Consider the following 13,255-nt stretch of genomic DNA (forward strand, 5'->3'; position numbering starts at 1 on the left):
GATGTCATTCCAAATTTTACTGAATGTGTTCCTTGCGGTTATCTGGATGTTTTTGAAAAATGAGTTTAACGGGAGCACTTTTATCATCGGATATATATTGGGGCTCGGCATCATGTTCGTCTTCCGTCATTTTTTCAATGATCGTTTTTACTTAAAAAGGGTGAATGCCGTCTTTATATTGCTGCTCATATTCGCAAGGGAACTCATACTTTCCAACATTAGCGTCCTTAAGGCCGTGCTTAAACCGAACCTGGATATGAGACCCGGCATATTCGCATTTGAAACCGTGCTGACCAAGGATTGGGAAATTACGATACTATCGAATCTAATTACCCTGACACCAGGAACACTTGTCGTTGAAGTATCGGAAGATAATCGGATTCTTTATATCCACGCGATGGATATTGCCGACAAGGTCGAGGCCGTGGACAGCATTAAAAATACATTTGAAAAAGCGATTATGGAGGTGAGCAAATAATGTTCGATCTAATGCTTAAAATCGCGCTGCTAGGTGTTTCGCTTTCCATGATTGGATTCTTATACCGTTTAATCAAAGGGCCTTCCGTACCGGATCGGGTCATCGCACTCGATGCAATGGGAATCAATCTTATCGCAATCGTTGCACTTGCCTCCATTGTCATGGATACAAGCGCATATCTGGAAGCCATTCTTCTGCTCGGAATCCTATCTTTCATCGGAACGGTCGCTTTCGCCAAATTCCTTGAGAAAGGGGAGATAATCGAAGATGACCGCAATCGCTGAAATCCTATCGGCCCTATTCCTATTAATGGGAGTCTTTCTCTTTTTAGTCTCGGCTTTCGGCATCATCCGGCTGCCCGACGTCTATACAAGAAATCACGCTGCCTCAAAAAGTTCGACACTTGGAATCATGTTCATCCTGATCGGCACCTTGTTATATTTTTATTATAAACATAGCCATTTCGATTTCAGGGTCGTGCTCGCAATCATCTTTATCTTCATGACCAGCCCTGTTGCTGGACATTTAATCATGCGCTCGGCTTATCATACTGGCGTAAAAATGTGGGATCGGAGTGTACAGGATGATTTAAAGAAAACCCGGTGATTCCTGCCATTGCAAAAGAGCTGCCCTGATTACAGGAGCAGCTCTTTTCTGCCTCAATCCTTTAAAAATACCTCATCGCCCACTCTGATTTCACCTGTTTGCATGACCGAGGCATATACGCCAAAATAATTTTTCCTTTCCTTGACCACAGTTTTCAAAAGTGATGGATCTCTCTGGGAATCGCTTGGATCGACAGTTATGATCATACAGCGTTCACAATGCCTTTTGATCTCCAATTCCACTTCATTTCCGATTAGAATCCTTTTTCCGAACCATTTCTCTTCTACAAAGGGCGTTTTGTTCACTAGAGATAGCACTAAATTTTGCCTGAATCTCCTGCCATCCAGTTCTTTTCCCCAAAGTTTTGTCAATTCGCCAATCGAGGCATCACTGACAAGCAGGATGTTTTCTTCTTCAATCGCTCCTAACGGAATATGTGCAGGATGATAAACAACGGGTGCTGCCTCCTGTTTCAACAATCGGTCCATTTCCTCCTGAAAGGCTCCCTCTCCCCATGTCAGCACGTTTCCTGAAGGAGTCTTCACTTTGATTTCCGGATATTGGCCAAGGGTTTCCTCACCAGAAAAAACAGCTTGATAACGGACCATTTCCGGGACTTGGGTTATCGTCAGGAACTTCCCATTTTTATCTTTAAAGGCATGGCTGCGATCTCCATATAGTCCATAGTCCATCACCTTCGTTTTCTGTACCTGTTCACCAGTGAATGATTTTACAGGATGACGGGTGATTTCTTGTATATGACCCACCAGCATAAAAAACCTCTTTTCATACAATAGTCTACTGCCATCTTATACTTAAACCGGACACTGTAGAATCATTGCGTCCCTTTATTGAAATCGTTCTTTTGATTCACTTTGGCTTTGGTAAGTCGATAACCGCCAATGTACAGCGTGAAATGCAGATAAGATGATCCTCTTCATCACGGATTTTCACGTCCCACACCATCGTCGTCTTCCCGCGATGGATGATGTTCCCTTCTGCGGTAACAACACCGGAACGGACGCCCCTAACATGATTTGCATTGATTTCAAGGCCGACGACAGCTTGTTTTGTACTATCTACCAGCATCATTCCTCCAAAGCTTGCAACGGATTCCGCAAGGGCAACGGACGCTCCCCCATGCAATAAACCATACGGCTGCCTAGTCCGTTCATCAACAGGCATCGTCGCAATGACTTTCCCCTCGCCGACTTCTTTCATTTCAATCCCAAGCGTGCCTATCAATGACTTTTCAATATTTCTCTCCATCCCATTACCCCCGACTCTCATGTTTTTTTTACCAAAAAATGAATCACTATTCATAATAGTATACATAAAAAGGATGACCCAAGTCTATCAAGTCATCCGTCAATAATGTAAATGTATTATTTGGAGAGGATTTCTTTTAATTCAAACCAGCTTGTCAGTCTCGGAATATCCAATTCCCTGTTATAGGAGTTATCCATTGCATACACTTTCGTTGGAATATCCAATAACGTTTCCAGCACCGCCGGTTTATCATCAAAATAATAATCCAATTCCAATTTGCGGATCGTATCAATTTTTTCATGATCCTTCATCCCACAGTAAAAATGGTCATCCTTAACCGGAAAGCCGTTTTCAATCAGCCATTTTTTCGTCCGTTCACCATGCTCCTTTTTTCTGGCGGTAATGTAATAGATTTCATGGCCATCACGTTCAAGCTCCTGCAGCGTTTCCACTGCGCCCTCGAAGGCTGGACAGGATGAATAATACACTTCATCGGCAAGGCTGTTCCACATTTTGCCCCCAGCCTCTTTATCAAGCCCGAAAGCTTCATGGATCTCCAACGTCTTTAAAGCTCTGAATTTCGTTAACTCTATATTCGTCTTAAGCTTTTCATTATAAAGATGGAACGCGAACTCCCTCAAGTTAATAAGGGTATCGTCAATATCAAAACCGAATTTCATATCCTTCACTCCTATTCAAACATAAGCTGCGGCAAACTGTGATGCGAAGGACATTTCCTTGTCCACCTGAATGGCCTGTAATCTTTCAATCTCGGCTTTTCTTTTTGGCTCAGCCATTTTAAGTCCAAGGAAGCCAGTATCCCCCTGCAGGATGCAGCCAGAAATAATCTCGGCCAATATATCGGCATCCTTCATGGCACAATTGAGTCCGAACGCACCTGTAGGTGTCATCGTATGGGCTGCATCACCTAATAGAGCAACGCCATCCTTTGTCCACGTTTCACAATAGCTGCTGTAAACATCCAATAAAATGAAGTCCTGCCAAGAGCGGATATTTTCATACACAACCTTTTTTAATTCAGGGAAGGCAAAAAGCAAATCTTCTATGAACGGTTCAAAATGCTGTTTTCGCAAATGGGGATATGAACCATGTTCTATATTCCAGCCAATTTGGATGAAACCTCCAGCCTGGGTAAAGAGGGCAACCTGGGAGCCATTGACCAATGCCATCTTGATCGAAGGCTTCCACCCCTCCGGAGCAGGAATTTTTGCCCACAGTAAATCATAGCCATGATTTTTAATCACTACTGGTATCTCCGCTTTTTTTCTAATGATGGAAAATCTGCCGTCCGCTCCGATTATTAATGAACTTTGCACTTCCAGGTCATTTCCGCCATTTCGAGCCTTGACTCCCGTAAAACGGCCCATTTCATCCTGTATCAAGTCAGTAACCTTCGTATTCATCATCAATTTAAAAGAGTCCAGCTTTATGGCTTGATTCAATATAGCTGTAAGCAGATGATTTTGAGGGACATGTATCCCAACATGATCGACCGGCCATTCAGGGAAAATCCTTTTGAATATTTCGCCGTCATGCCAATATTCAATTTGTTCCATCCTTAGCAAGCCAAGTCTTTCCACACTCTCGAATAAACCGTGCTTTTTAAGAATGCCCTCTCCTTCATCGTTCAAGAACTCGCCCCTGAACTCCCTCGAAACTTCAGAATGCCTCTCAAGCAAAACGACTGAAATATCCTGCTTGGCCAATAGGTAAGCCAGCAGCGCTCCACCAGGACCTGATCCGACTATGCATACATCTGATTTAACCAACATGCTTCTTCACCTGTTGTCTATTTTTATTTAGGATAAGCCGTGATGCGTATGTCCTCACCAAACGTTTCCACGCCAGAGAAGGTAACATCCATCGCTTCATCCATCGTATCCACATTCATTCCAGTAAACGGTGTTAGTGAGTTTCTTCCGCCCAATAGTTTAGGGGCTATATAAATCAAGAATTTATCGATGAGCCCTTCCCTAAGGAATGAGGCATTCACTTCGCTTCCGCCTTCCAGCAAGACATCCGTAATCCCCTTTTTATACAGCTCTTCCATCAAAGCCCTTAGATTTAGTCCCGTCTCGTTTTTGGGGACGAAAATGAATTCGATCCCTCTTTCACGTAGAAGGTCCATTTTATCCACAGGTGCATTTTCCTGCGTCACGATCAAGGTTTTCGCATCTGATGCTTGTACAACATTGGCATCCAAGGGAACCCGTAATTCACTGTCTAAAATGACTCGGATCGGATTTTTCCCTCCACCCGCCGGAAGTCTGGTCGTCAGTGATGGATCATCGGCCAACACAGTCCCGATACCAACTAGAATGGCATCCACCTCATCACGCAGCAAATGAACGGAGTGACGTGATTCTTCTCCTGTTATCCATTTTGAATGACCTGTGTGGGTTGCAAGTTTTCCATCGAGCGTCATCGCATACTTCGATATGACAAATGGACGATTCGTCAGCATATTGTGAATGAAACGCTCATTCAGCCTTTGAGCTTCCTTTTCCAGGACGCCAACTTCCACTTCAATGCCCGCATCCTTTATGATCGATATCCCCCTGCCGGCTACTTCCGGATTCGGATCTTGAGTAGCCACGACAACCCGCCGGACACCTGATTCTTTCACCAAATTTGCACAAGGAGGTGTCTTTCCATAATGGGAACAAGGCTCAAGAGTCACATATAGCGTTGCACCTTCTGCATACTCACCCGCCATTTTGAAAGCATGTACTTCCGCATGCGGTTCACCCGCTTTACGGTGAATCCCTGTCCCGGCTATCACACCGTCTTTGACTATGACTGCACCGACCACCGGATTCGGATTCGTCTTTCCTTTAGCACTGGCTGCCAAATCCAGTGCCAGCTTCATGTAATATTGATCATCATTCATACTATAGCTCTCCTTATACAATCAAAGTTGGCTTCTTTTGAGGAATATGTCCAGACTTCTTAACTTTTGTATCGAGATAGAAACTATTATCTTCCGTCAAACCGCCCCAAAGCGGAATATGGTCCTTTGCCGCAAGTCCATGCTTCATGAGGGCATCCAGCTTTTTGGGGTTGTTCGTGATTAAAGTCACAGGATCCTCGCGCAGTTCCCTCAACACGCGGATGGCTCCCTCGTAAGATCGCGTATCATCTTCGAATCCTAAAGCCTCATTCGCCTCGACCGTGTCATAACCTTCCTGCTGAAGCAAATAGGCAAGAGATTTTGAAAACAGGCCGATCCCTCTTCCTTCATGGTCCGCAAGGTAAAAAATGGCCCCGCACCCATGCTCGGCTATCATCTTCATAGATTGGTGGAGCTGGTAGCCGCAATCACAGCGTTTACTGCCGAAGATATCACCTGTGTGACAGATGCTATGCATCCGGACAAGTGCATCCTCCGACTTTTTAAAGTCACCATACACCAATACGGAGGATTGCTGTCCGAAAGCGAGGTTGGCTTCCGAGAGCGAATCAAGCAACGCTTCCTTGCCATTATCCGTGCCATCAAGCTGTAGCCATGTATACCATTGGAAAACCGTTGAGAAATCTCCTTGCTCAACAGGCAGGTTCACAGGCCCTACAAGGCATATATCAGCTTTTCCCGGTGTTTTTATGATATTCATTTTATCTATTAAAAGGTTTTTTGTTTCCTCGGTTATTTTCATGTTAACATCACCTATTTTATAATTTATAGTGTGCCTTCTCCTTACTTTAGGTAAGTAAGTATATTACTATACACTATACCTGTCAATGAAGCAGTTTACAAATAATAGTGTGTCTTTGATCATAATTTTCAAGAAGTTTATTTGCAGAAGAAAGGTCAATCCCAAACCGCTATCATATCGGCTGGCCTTTATACATATTTTAACGTATAACGAAAACGTGTCTATAGACAGACTTAAGGAAAGGAAGAAAACCTTTTGGAGGATTTCCCTTATTTTTTATACGACCCTATCCTGTTTCCGCCTCACGCCAGAGCAATGAATATGAATTGGGAACGGGAAGGAACACTGCGTCCCTACTCGGCAACCAATCCGGATCTGCTAGTTAAATCGGCAAAGACCTCGCAATCCCTAATGGTTGATGTAAAAAAAGTCATGGATACTTTAGCCACATCCAAACCCTTCTCGAACCGGTTGATGACTGCTGCCCAAGCATCACAAAAAAATGTCGTGATCGATATGATCCGAAAGATAGGAATTAAGAACGAACCTGATATCACGTATAACCCCGATGGGATCCGTTTTGATTTCTATCCTAAAGCAGGGGAAGAAAATTGCCATATCATCGTCAGCTTGAAATGGAGGGATGTATAACGTTCGTCCAACACCTTTTTGGTAAAAAAACCGAAGCCTATTTTCGGCTTCGGATATTTTGGTTCATCTTGTTTTCTTTTCAAAGGTTTCGACCAATAGTGCAAGCGTGCGTGCCATGACACCGGTAGCCCCCGCCGTGCACAATTCAGAGCTGCTCGAGGTAGTGGATGTTCCGGCAATATCCAGATGGACCCACGGAGTGTCTTCGGCAAATTCGCCGATGAAGGCCCCGCCCATGATCGCATGTCCTGCCCCTCCAGGTGAATTATTCAAATCCGCTATTTTACTGTTGCGTACCCGCTCTTTATCCTTTTCTGTAATCGGCAATCTCCAAATGGGCTCCCCGGCCTCCTCTGAGGCTTTGACCACTTGTTCATAGAATTCCGTGTCATTTGTCATTGCTCCCGTCATATCCATGCCCAGTGCCGTTATGACACCACCCGTTAAAGTGGCAACGTCAATAAGATAGTCTGCACCATGATGTTTAGCGTATGTCATGGCATCCGCCAAAACCAGCCGGCCTTCCGCATCCGTATTCAATACCTCTATCGTCTTGCCGCTCATGGCAGTGATCACATCATCCGGCTTGAATGCATCACCGCTGATCATATTATCAGTGGAAGGAATGACAGCCACGACATTTTGGTCCGGTCCTAATTCGCCGATTATTTCCATTGCACCTAAAACAGCTGCCGCACCGCCCATATCCGTCTTCATTCCAACGATTCCGGCCTTCGTTTTCAATGAGTATCCACCCGTATCGAATGTGATGCCTTTACCTACCAACCCGATAACATCCTTCCATTCATCCTTACCTTGATACTTCAGGACGATCATTTTCGGAGGCTCGACCGAACCTTGATTGACAGCAAGGAGTGCACCCATTCCCAACTTAAGCATATCCTCCTTCTCGAGGATCTCCACTTCAAAACCATAACGTTCACCCAAGGCAGATGAATAATCCGCCAAATCCGTGGAAGTCAACAAATTGCCTGGCGTGTTGACCAATGTTCTCGCTGAATTCGTCGCCCTTCCGAAAATTCTCCCTACATGAAGCGCGGCACCGACCTCTTCTTGATCATATTCACTGTATACCGTAATCGATTCAAGGCTTTTTTCGACCTGGTTCGATTTTTGCTTGTATCCGTCAAATTTATAGGAAGCAAGTTCGAAAGCCTCGGAACAAGCATGCGCTGCATCCAACGCATCCAGATTTTCAGTCGTGAATGTATCCAAAGCGATTGAAAGTTTCGTAATCTTGGATTCTTTTATCGTCTTACGAGCTTTTCCCAACGCTTCGCGGAGCGTTTCAAAGGATAGCTCCTTTTCCTTGCCCAACCCTACAAAAATCAATCTCTTTATGCCTAATTTACCTAATGTATGTATTTTGACCACTGATTTTTTCCTGGAAGAGATTTCCCCCTCCTTCACTAACTCTGTTAGCTGGCCGTCCAATCGTTCATCTGCTTCTTTTCCTATGCCTGAGAATTTTACGGGTCTGTCAAATACGCCTAGAATCAGGCATTCGTCAATCAAATCTATATTCAAGGAATCTTTTACTGTGAACATTCTGCTACCTCCTCCATTCGATTACATTCATTATAACGAAATCTTCAAAAATTTTCGAATAAGGCCCGCAAAAATAATAATAACAAGTGATATTGTTTAGAATGAGTGACTTTAGAGTAATAGTATAAGAAAGATCATATTTATACTTATACCAGCAGGGAATCGACAGGACTGAATGGAACTAATAATAAGGGCCTTATTCCGAGCAGGATGTAATTACCCATATATGGTTTTCATCTTTACTTATAACTAGAAAGAAGGCTGATACTCTTGGAATTATTACTCAACTTCCCTTTAATCGCAGCATTGATTGCCATTTTCTTTGCTCAATTCATTAAAGTGCCCATCCACTTCATAGCATTTCGTAAAGTGAACTGGTCACTCATTAACTCAACAGGCGGTATGCCAAGCTCCCACTCAGCGGCCGTGTCAGCCCTAACCGTAGCGGTAGGGATCGAAACCGGTATGAAATCACCTGTATTTGCCGTTGCCGCGATTTTTGCAGTCATCACGATGTTCGATGCGACAGGTGTGAGACGGCAGGCAGGAGAACAGGCGGCCGTCTTGAACCAGCTCGTTACGGACTTCAATACATTTGTCGAGCAAGCAAAGAACTGGCAGAAAAAAGCAGATAAACAGAAACAGCAACAATTAAAGGAACTGTTGGGACATAAGCCAATCGAGGTATTTTTCGGAGCCTTGACCGGAGTATTCATTGCGCTGGCACTTCACTTTTTCATCTTTCAAGGGTAGGTGTTCAATTTGAAAATAATCTCTCTTTGCCCCAGCAATACGGAACTCTGCACATATCTAGGGATTGAAGATCAGCTGATCGCCATCGATGACTACTCTGATTGGCCTGAAACCTTACAGCACCTTCCTAAGGTGGGGCCCGATTTATCCATTGATATCGATCATGTAGAATCACTAAAACCCGATTTGGTGTTGGCTTCACTAAGTGTACCGGGCATGGAAAAAAATATTGAGGGGCTAAAAGAACGGAACATCCCTCATATCATCTTCAACCCGCAATCACTTGAAGATATCGCAAAAGATTTACTGACCTTGGGCGATGCCATGAATCTTAAGGAAAAAGCAGAGGAACAGGCTGCCAAATTCCGTGATGCCATCCTTCAATACAAAAACGTCGCAGACAAAATCGAAACAAAGCCGTCGCTGTATTGGGAATGGTGGCCTAATCCCTTATTCAGCCCCGGGGGAGTTAATTGGTTATCCGAGATCAGCACGCTTGCGGGAGGATATAACCTTTTCGAAGATGTCGACATGGCAAGCATTCAAGTCACTTCCGAAGAGGTCCAAAAAAAGGATCCCGACCATATTTGCTTAGCTTGGGTCGGTATCCCTTTACGAAAAGTAAACCCGGAGCTGGTCAAGAAACGGAAAGGGTGGACTGATATGAAGGCAGTCCGGAATAACAATATTCACATAATGGAAGAGCCTTTATTCTGCCGCCCCTCCCCGCGATTACTGGATGGCCTTTCCAAATTGGCAAAGACTCTGCATCCTGAAGCCTACAAAAGCATGGACTAAGGCGTCCCGAACGGAAAACAGACAATCAAAAAGGCTGCCTCAATTGAGGCAGCCTTTCGCTTTCACCTTTGTCCATCATTAAAAAGCAAAGGAAGCTACATTATCGTTCAATGTTTTCTGAGCGATTTTAGGCTTGAATACCTGCCTGATCTTGGTTTCATTCAACTTGCTTAACTGTTCTTCGGATAACTCGCCGTTCCCTTTTTGGACAACATATACTTCAAGGGTTTTCTTCCCCCAATTCTCATATACATCTTGTACCGTTTCATAGTATAGATCCAGGTGGTTTCCTTTGATTGCACCACCCTTGTCCGCTACAACCCCATATCCATAGCCCGGAATCCAAAGGATGGTTCCGAGAGGGAATACGGTAAGATCGGCGGCAATGGTGGAAAACAGATCCCGTTTAACCTTCACCCCTGAATAAGTGATACCATAGGATGGGCTTTCCGGGTACTTTCCGGTAGATTCATACCCTGCTGTATATCCTGTAGCCAAGACTTCATGCTTCGGATATTTCGAGAGCTCGATTGCCTCCGCTATCGTCACGGGACCATCGCTCGTGGATGCGGATGCCATTAGCGTCGCCACTTGACCTCCACTATGGATGGCTTTATATTCGAGACCAAGCATTCGATGCTTTCTCATCACCTCTTCAAAAGGATGATCCACAGGCACGGCCCCAAAAACATGATTTAAGGTCGAGTCGATGGCCAAGATAAATAATATGATAATAGCAACCCTCAAAAATAACGCCTTGACAATCTTCATATGTATTAGTTCCACTCCTCTCACAAGGATATTTGTTCCCCTTCCAGAGTGAAAGTATTCATAAAGCATGAAAAGATCTAATTTTTCTTACAAAAAAAGGCCCGTCCATAAATGACGGCCCTTCTCATTATTAAAACATTTGATATCCTTTATTCCTTAGAATCCTGATGACCACACCAGCTAAAACCGCGCCAAGCAGCCCACTTGATAAAATGATGATGTCTGCCGTATGCAAGGAAGTGAGGTTCGTTCCAAGATTCGAAAAAGAAATTCCCGGATTTCTAAAATATTCTATTAGCTTTGTTTCATTGACAATGATGATGAAGACAATTGGAAATAAGATGACCATGATCCACGAAGAACGAAAGAGCATATTCAGCAAAAAGCCAATTCCGAAAAACAATATGAAAAATAAGAGTATTGAGATAATTAAAACAGGCAATGGCATGTTATTCTTGACCCTCCTTAAAAACCGACACCTTTAGTTTACTGAAAAAATAATTGCTGCGTCAACGACTTATACCAAATAATTCCGAAGAAAAGATAATTACCCAAATCACATGAATAATTTATATGATGTATACCCAAATTGATCTCCCGGGTTCAATCCGTCAAGCATCGTCTGCATTCTCTCCTTTTTAAAAGCTAAAAGCTGTTCCAATAGTAATGATTGCTTCCCTTCCTGCATGAGTAAATCAGGGTCATAAAATTTAGCTTCATATAGTTCATCCAACTGAGCGGTTACTTCAAAACTGACCGGTTTAAGTAAAAATATCAACATATTATCACTAATATTCCCTTTAATGACTCCGCTTCTCACTCCTACAATGCCTTCAATTTCTGTATGAATACCCGTCTCCTCCAACACTTCCCTTACGACAGCTTCATCGACGGTTTCATCACTTTTGACAAAACCTGCCGGAAGCGACCATTGCCCTTTCAATCCGCCATACCTTTTATTCACGACCAGCCATTCACCCTTATCAGATATCACAAGGCCGGACACTGCAAGCCAAACATTTTTGCATCGTTCCACCAAGAACCACTCCCCCCTATATTCATAGTAAACTTCAAACAGCAGAAGACCATATGATTAAGCTTCGTCATCCAAACCCCATTATATTCCACATAAGAACCGTGCATACTCCGATTGATGGCACGCTCACCCATTGTTGGGATGTCAATGAAAAAGCCATTCAGGGAAATTCCCCAAATGGCCTTTATTTATATATAGAAAAAATTAAAGGACGTTGAATTTACCTTTTTTAGCAACAAGGGAAGCTCCGCCAATCATTAACAACGCTCTGTTATCAACCATCTTCTTCAGGAATGATGCAGTCTTACCTGTAACTTTCTTGCCGAATACAACACCAATCGCGTTGTCTTCACCAAGTGAACATACCGTTCCTTTGTTTTCGAAAGTGAACGTTTCAAGGTCACTTTCGTTACGAACCAATTTAGTCAGGTTCTTCGCAATGACCTCACCTTGCTGCATCGCGATTTGTGCGGTAGGTGGATATGGACGGTTTATTTCCTCGTTGATGATCAAAGCGCAGTCCCCTACGATAAAGATATCGTCATGACCCGGTGCCCGCATGTCAAGGTTCACTTTAATACGTCCGCGCATAGCTTCAAAACCGGAAGCCTCTATCACGGAGTTACCTCGTACGCCAGCTGCCCACACTACGGTTCCCGCTTTGATTTCTTCCACTTCATCTTCGCCTTTTGCCACGATGATGCCTTCAGGAGTCGCTCCCTTGATCGGTGTTCCGATTTTGAATTCGACGCCTTTTTTCTCAAGGTAAGATACTGCATAATCCACCAATTCCGGATCGAAGCCAGGGAGGACGGCTGGTGCTGCCTCCACACAATACATACGAACCTTTTGGAAATCGATGTCGTATTCTTTACAAAGTTCAGGGACACGGTTAGCCAATTCGCCTAGGAATTCGATTCCCGTAAATCCTGCTCCTCCAACAACGATCGTCAAGCGGTCTTCATTCTTTTCGACCTCAGAACTGTACGTAGCAAATTGCAATTGGATATGGTCACGGATTTTACGTGCCGTGTTCACGTTAGAAATAGAGAAAGCATATTCTTTCAGCCCTTGGATTCCAAACGTTTCCGATTCAGGTCCAAGTCCAATCACTAAGTAATCATAAGAAATTTCGCCGTTTTCAAGGATGACTTTTTTGGTCTCTGTTTTCACTTCCAAAACAGAATCCTGGATGAATTTAACTTTGTTGTTAATGACACTTTTGATAGGATACCGCACACGATCATGATGAAGCGTTCCAGCCGATGCTTCATGCAGCCATGTTGTTTCATAGTGGTAATCATTTTTGTTAACTAATACGATTTCTGCTTCATTTTGACCTAATGCCTTCTGTAAGCGAGTAACAGTCATCAATCCACCATAACCTGCTCCTAAAACAACGATAGTTGGCTTTTTCAAAAGTATTCTTCCACCTTTACGATATTTTCTTGTGATGCTTTCCATAACTAAAATATATTGTCTATCTTATTAATTTCCATTATAAAAAGCACTCTTATACATTTGTGACGTATTTCACGTAACACTTCGTAATTGTCATGAAAAATTCATAAAAATTTTACCAAATGATGTCTAAGTAAATATTAGTCTTTTTCCATACCTTTTTCAAGTAACAAACCGAACTTTTTCGGG

17 protein-coding genes are annotated in these 13,255 nt (G+C 43.4%); 6 read left to right on the top strand and 11 right to left on the bottom strand.

Going from position 1 to position 13,255, the window contains the following annotated elements; genetic code table 11:
- Nucleotide 1 precedes the first annotated feature (1 nt).
- The 3 genes from ACWF5P_RS04320 to mnhG are packed head-to-tail and all read left to right on the top strand — an operon-like array spanning nt 2 to nt 1,084.
- A complete protein-coding gene (locus ACWF5P_RS04320) occupies nt 2–478 on the top strand; it encodes a Na+/H+ antiporter subunit E (protein WP_101223618.1) in 477 nt (158 codons plus the stop codon).
- A gap of 11 nt (nt 479–489) precedes the next feature.
- Nucleotides 490–762, top strand: a complete 273-nt coding sequence (locus ACWF5P_RS04325; RefSeq protein WP_370023645.1) for a Na(+)/H(+) antiporter subunit F1 — start codon at nt 490–492, stop codon at nt 760–762.
- On the top strand, nt 746–1,084 hold the full coding sequence (mnhG, locus tag ACWF5P_RS04330; protein ID WP_101223619.1) for a monovalent cation/H(+) antiporter subunit G: 339 nt from the start codon (nt 746–748) through the stop codon (nt 1,082–1,084). Before ACWF5P_RS04325 ends, mnhG begins: the two co-directional genes overlap by 17 nt.
- 53 nt (nt 1,085–1,137) lie before the next feature.
- On the opposite strand, the gene ACWF5P_RS04335 is transcribed toward mnhG, so the two are convergent.
- The 6 genes from ACWF5P_RS04335 to ACWF5P_RS04360 all read right to left on the bottom strand — a co-directional run bounded on the left by ACWF5P_RS04335 (nt 1,138) and on the right by ACWF5P_RS04360 (nt 6,027).
- On the bottom strand, nt 1,138–1,857 hold the full coding sequence (locus ACWF5P_RS04335; RefSeq protein ID WP_452444650.1) for an MOSC domain-containing protein: 720 nt from the start codon (nt 1,855–1,857) through the stop codon (nt 1,138–1,140).
- Between the two features lie 97 nt (nt 1,858–1,954).
- Nucleotides 1,955–2,353 (bottom strand): hotdog fold thioesterase, encoded by a 399-nt coding sequence (locus tag ACWF5P_RS04340; RefSeq protein ID WP_101223621.1) that lies wholly within the window; start codon nt 2,351–2,353, stop codon nt 1,955–1,957.
- A 116-nt stretch (nt 2,354–2,469) separates the two neighbouring features.
- Nucleotides 2,470–3,033 (bottom strand): 5' nucleotidase, NT5C type, encoded by a 564-nt coding sequence (locus tag ACWF5P_RS04345; RefSeq protein WP_452444651.1) that lies wholly within the window; start codon nt 3,031–3,033, stop codon nt 2,470–2,472.
- Between the two features lie 15 nt (nt 3,034–3,048).
- Nucleotides 3,049–4,146 (bottom strand): FAD-dependent monooxygenase, encoded by a 1,098-nt coding sequence (locus ACWF5P_RS04350; RefSeq protein WP_452444652.1) that lies wholly within the window; start codon nt 4,144–4,146, stop codon nt 3,049–3,051.
- 23 nt (nt 4,147–4,169) lie between these two features.
- Nucleotides 4,170–5,264 (bottom strand): bifunctional diaminohydroxyphosphoribosylaminopyrimidine deaminase/5-amino-6-(5-phosphoribosylamino)uracil reductase RibD, encoded by a 1,095-nt coding sequence (gene ribD, locus ACWF5P_RS04355; protein ID WP_452444653.1) that lies wholly within the window; start codon nt 5,262–5,264, stop codon nt 4,170–4,172.
- 13 nt (nt 5,265–5,277) lie between these two features.
- Entirely contained in the window at nt 5,278–6,027 is a 750-nt protein-coding gene (locus ACWF5P_RS04360) for a GTP cyclohydrolase II RibA (RefSeq protein WP_434168040.1), read from the bottom strand.
- A 255-nt stretch (nt 6,028–6,282) separates the two neighbouring features.
- Between ACWF5P_RS04360 and ACWF5P_RS04365 the strand changes: the two genes are divergently transcribed.
- Entirely contained in the window at nt 6,283–6,678 is a 396-nt protein-coding gene (locus ACWF5P_RS04365; RefSeq protein ID WP_434168041.1) for a hypothetical protein, read from the top strand.
- Between the two features lie 63 nt (nt 6,679–6,741).
- On the opposite strand, the gene ACWF5P_RS04370 is transcribed toward ACWF5P_RS04365, so the two are convergent.
- Nucleotides 6,742–8,247: a leucyl aminopeptidase gene (locus tag ACWF5P_RS04370; RefSeq protein WP_434168042.1), complete on the bottom strand. Its 1,506-nt coding sequence runs from the start codon at nt 8,245–8,247 to the stop codon at nt 6,742–6,744.
- Nucleotides 8,248–8,517: 270 nt separating this feature from the next.
- Here ACWF5P_RS04370 and ACWF5P_RS04375 point away from each other — a divergent pair, with 270 nt between their 5' ends.
- Both ACWF5P_RS04375 and ACWF5P_RS04380 read left to right on the top strand, forming a co-directional pair.
- Entirely contained in the window at nt 8,518–9,000 is a 483-nt protein-coding gene (locus ACWF5P_RS04375) for a divergent PAP2 family protein (protein ID WP_101223628.1), read from the top strand.
- Between the two features lie 9 nt (nt 9,001–9,009).
- Nucleotides 9,010–9,798 (top strand): cobalamin-binding protein, encoded by a 789-nt coding sequence (locus ACWF5P_RS04380; RefSeq protein WP_452444654.1) that lies wholly within the window; start codon nt 9,010–9,012, stop codon nt 9,796–9,798.
- Nucleotides 9,799–9,876: 78 nt separating this feature from the next.
- Here the strand turns inward: ACWF5P_RS04380 and ACWF5P_RS04385 are convergent, their stop codons facing one another.
- The 4 genes from ACWF5P_RS04385 to ACWF5P_RS04400 form a co-directional block, all read right to left on the bottom strand.
- Nucleotides 9,877–10,431: a 3D domain-containing protein gene (locus tag ACWF5P_RS04385; protein WP_397315667.1), complete on the bottom strand. Its 555-nt coding sequence runs from the start codon at nt 10,429–10,431 to the stop codon at nt 9,877–9,879.
- A 268-nt stretch (nt 10,432–10,699) separates the two neighbouring features.
- Entirely contained in the window at nt 10,700–11,017 is a 318-nt protein-coding gene (locus tag ACWF5P_RS04390; protein ID WP_063234052.1) for a YuiB family protein, read from the bottom strand.
- 108 nt (nt 11,018–11,125) lie between these two features.
- Entirely contained in the window at nt 11,126–11,605 is a 480-nt protein-coding gene (locus ACWF5P_RS04395) for an NUDIX domain-containing protein (protein WP_241592845.1), read from the bottom strand.
- A gap of 204 nt (nt 11,606–11,809) precedes the next feature.
- On the bottom strand, nt 11,810–13,024 hold the full coding sequence (locus ACWF5P_RS04400) for an NAD(P)/FAD-dependent oxidoreductase (protein WP_101223631.1): 1,215 nt from the start codon (nt 13,022–13,024) through the stop codon (nt 11,810–11,812).
- Nucleotides 13,025–13,255 lie beyond the last annotated feature (231 nt).

It is taken from the genome of Peribacillus sp. NPDC055009 (genome assembly GCF_053608705.1).

Coding starts and splice junctions, on each gene's coding strand:
- ACWF5P_RS04370 (WP_434168042.1), bottom strand. CDS start 8,247: ATGTTCACAGTAAAAGATTCCTTGAATATAGATTTGATTGACGAATGC.
- ACWF5P_RS04345 (WP_452444651.1), bottom strand. CDS start 3,033: ATGAAATTCGGTTTTGATATTGACGATACCCTTATTAACTTGAGGGAG.
- ACWF5P_RS04325 (WP_370023645.1), top strand. CDS start 490: ATGCTTAAAATCGCGCTGCTAGGTGTTTCGCTTTCCATGATTGGATTC.
- ACWF5P_RS04340 (WP_101223621.1), bottom strand. CDS start 2,353: ATGGAGAGAAATATTGAAAAGTCATTGATAGGCACGCTTGGGATTGAA.
- ACWF5P_RS04335 (WP_452444650.1), bottom strand. CDS start 1,857: ATGCTGGTGGGTCATATACAAGAAATCACCCGTCATCCTGTAAAATCA.
- ribD (WP_452444653.1), bottom strand. CDS start 5,264: ATGAATGATGATCAATATTACATGAAGCTGGCACTGGATTTGGCAGCC.
- ACWF5P_RS04390 (WP_063234052.1), bottom strand. CDS start 11,017: ATGCCATTGCCTGTTTTAATTATCTCAATACTCTTATTTTTCATATTG.
- ACWF5P_RS04360 (WP_434168040.1), bottom strand. CDS start 6,027: ATGAAAATAACCGAGGAAACAAAAAACCTTTTAATAGATAAAATGAAT.
- ACWF5P_RS04350 (WP_452444652.1), bottom strand. CDS start 4,146: ATGTTGGTTAAATCAGATGTATGCATAGTCGGATCAGGTCCTGGTGGA.
- mnhG (WP_101223619.1), top strand. CDS start 746: ATGACCGCAATCGCTGAAATCCTATCGGCCCTATTCCTATTAATGGGA.
- ACWF5P_RS04320 (WP_101223618.1), top strand. CDS start 2: ATGTCATTCCAAATTTTACTGAATGTGTTCCTTGCGGTTATCTGGATG.
- ACWF5P_RS04385 (WP_397315667.1), bottom strand. CDS start 10,431: ATGCTTGGTCTCGAATATAAAGCCATCCATAGTGGAGGTCAAGTGGCG.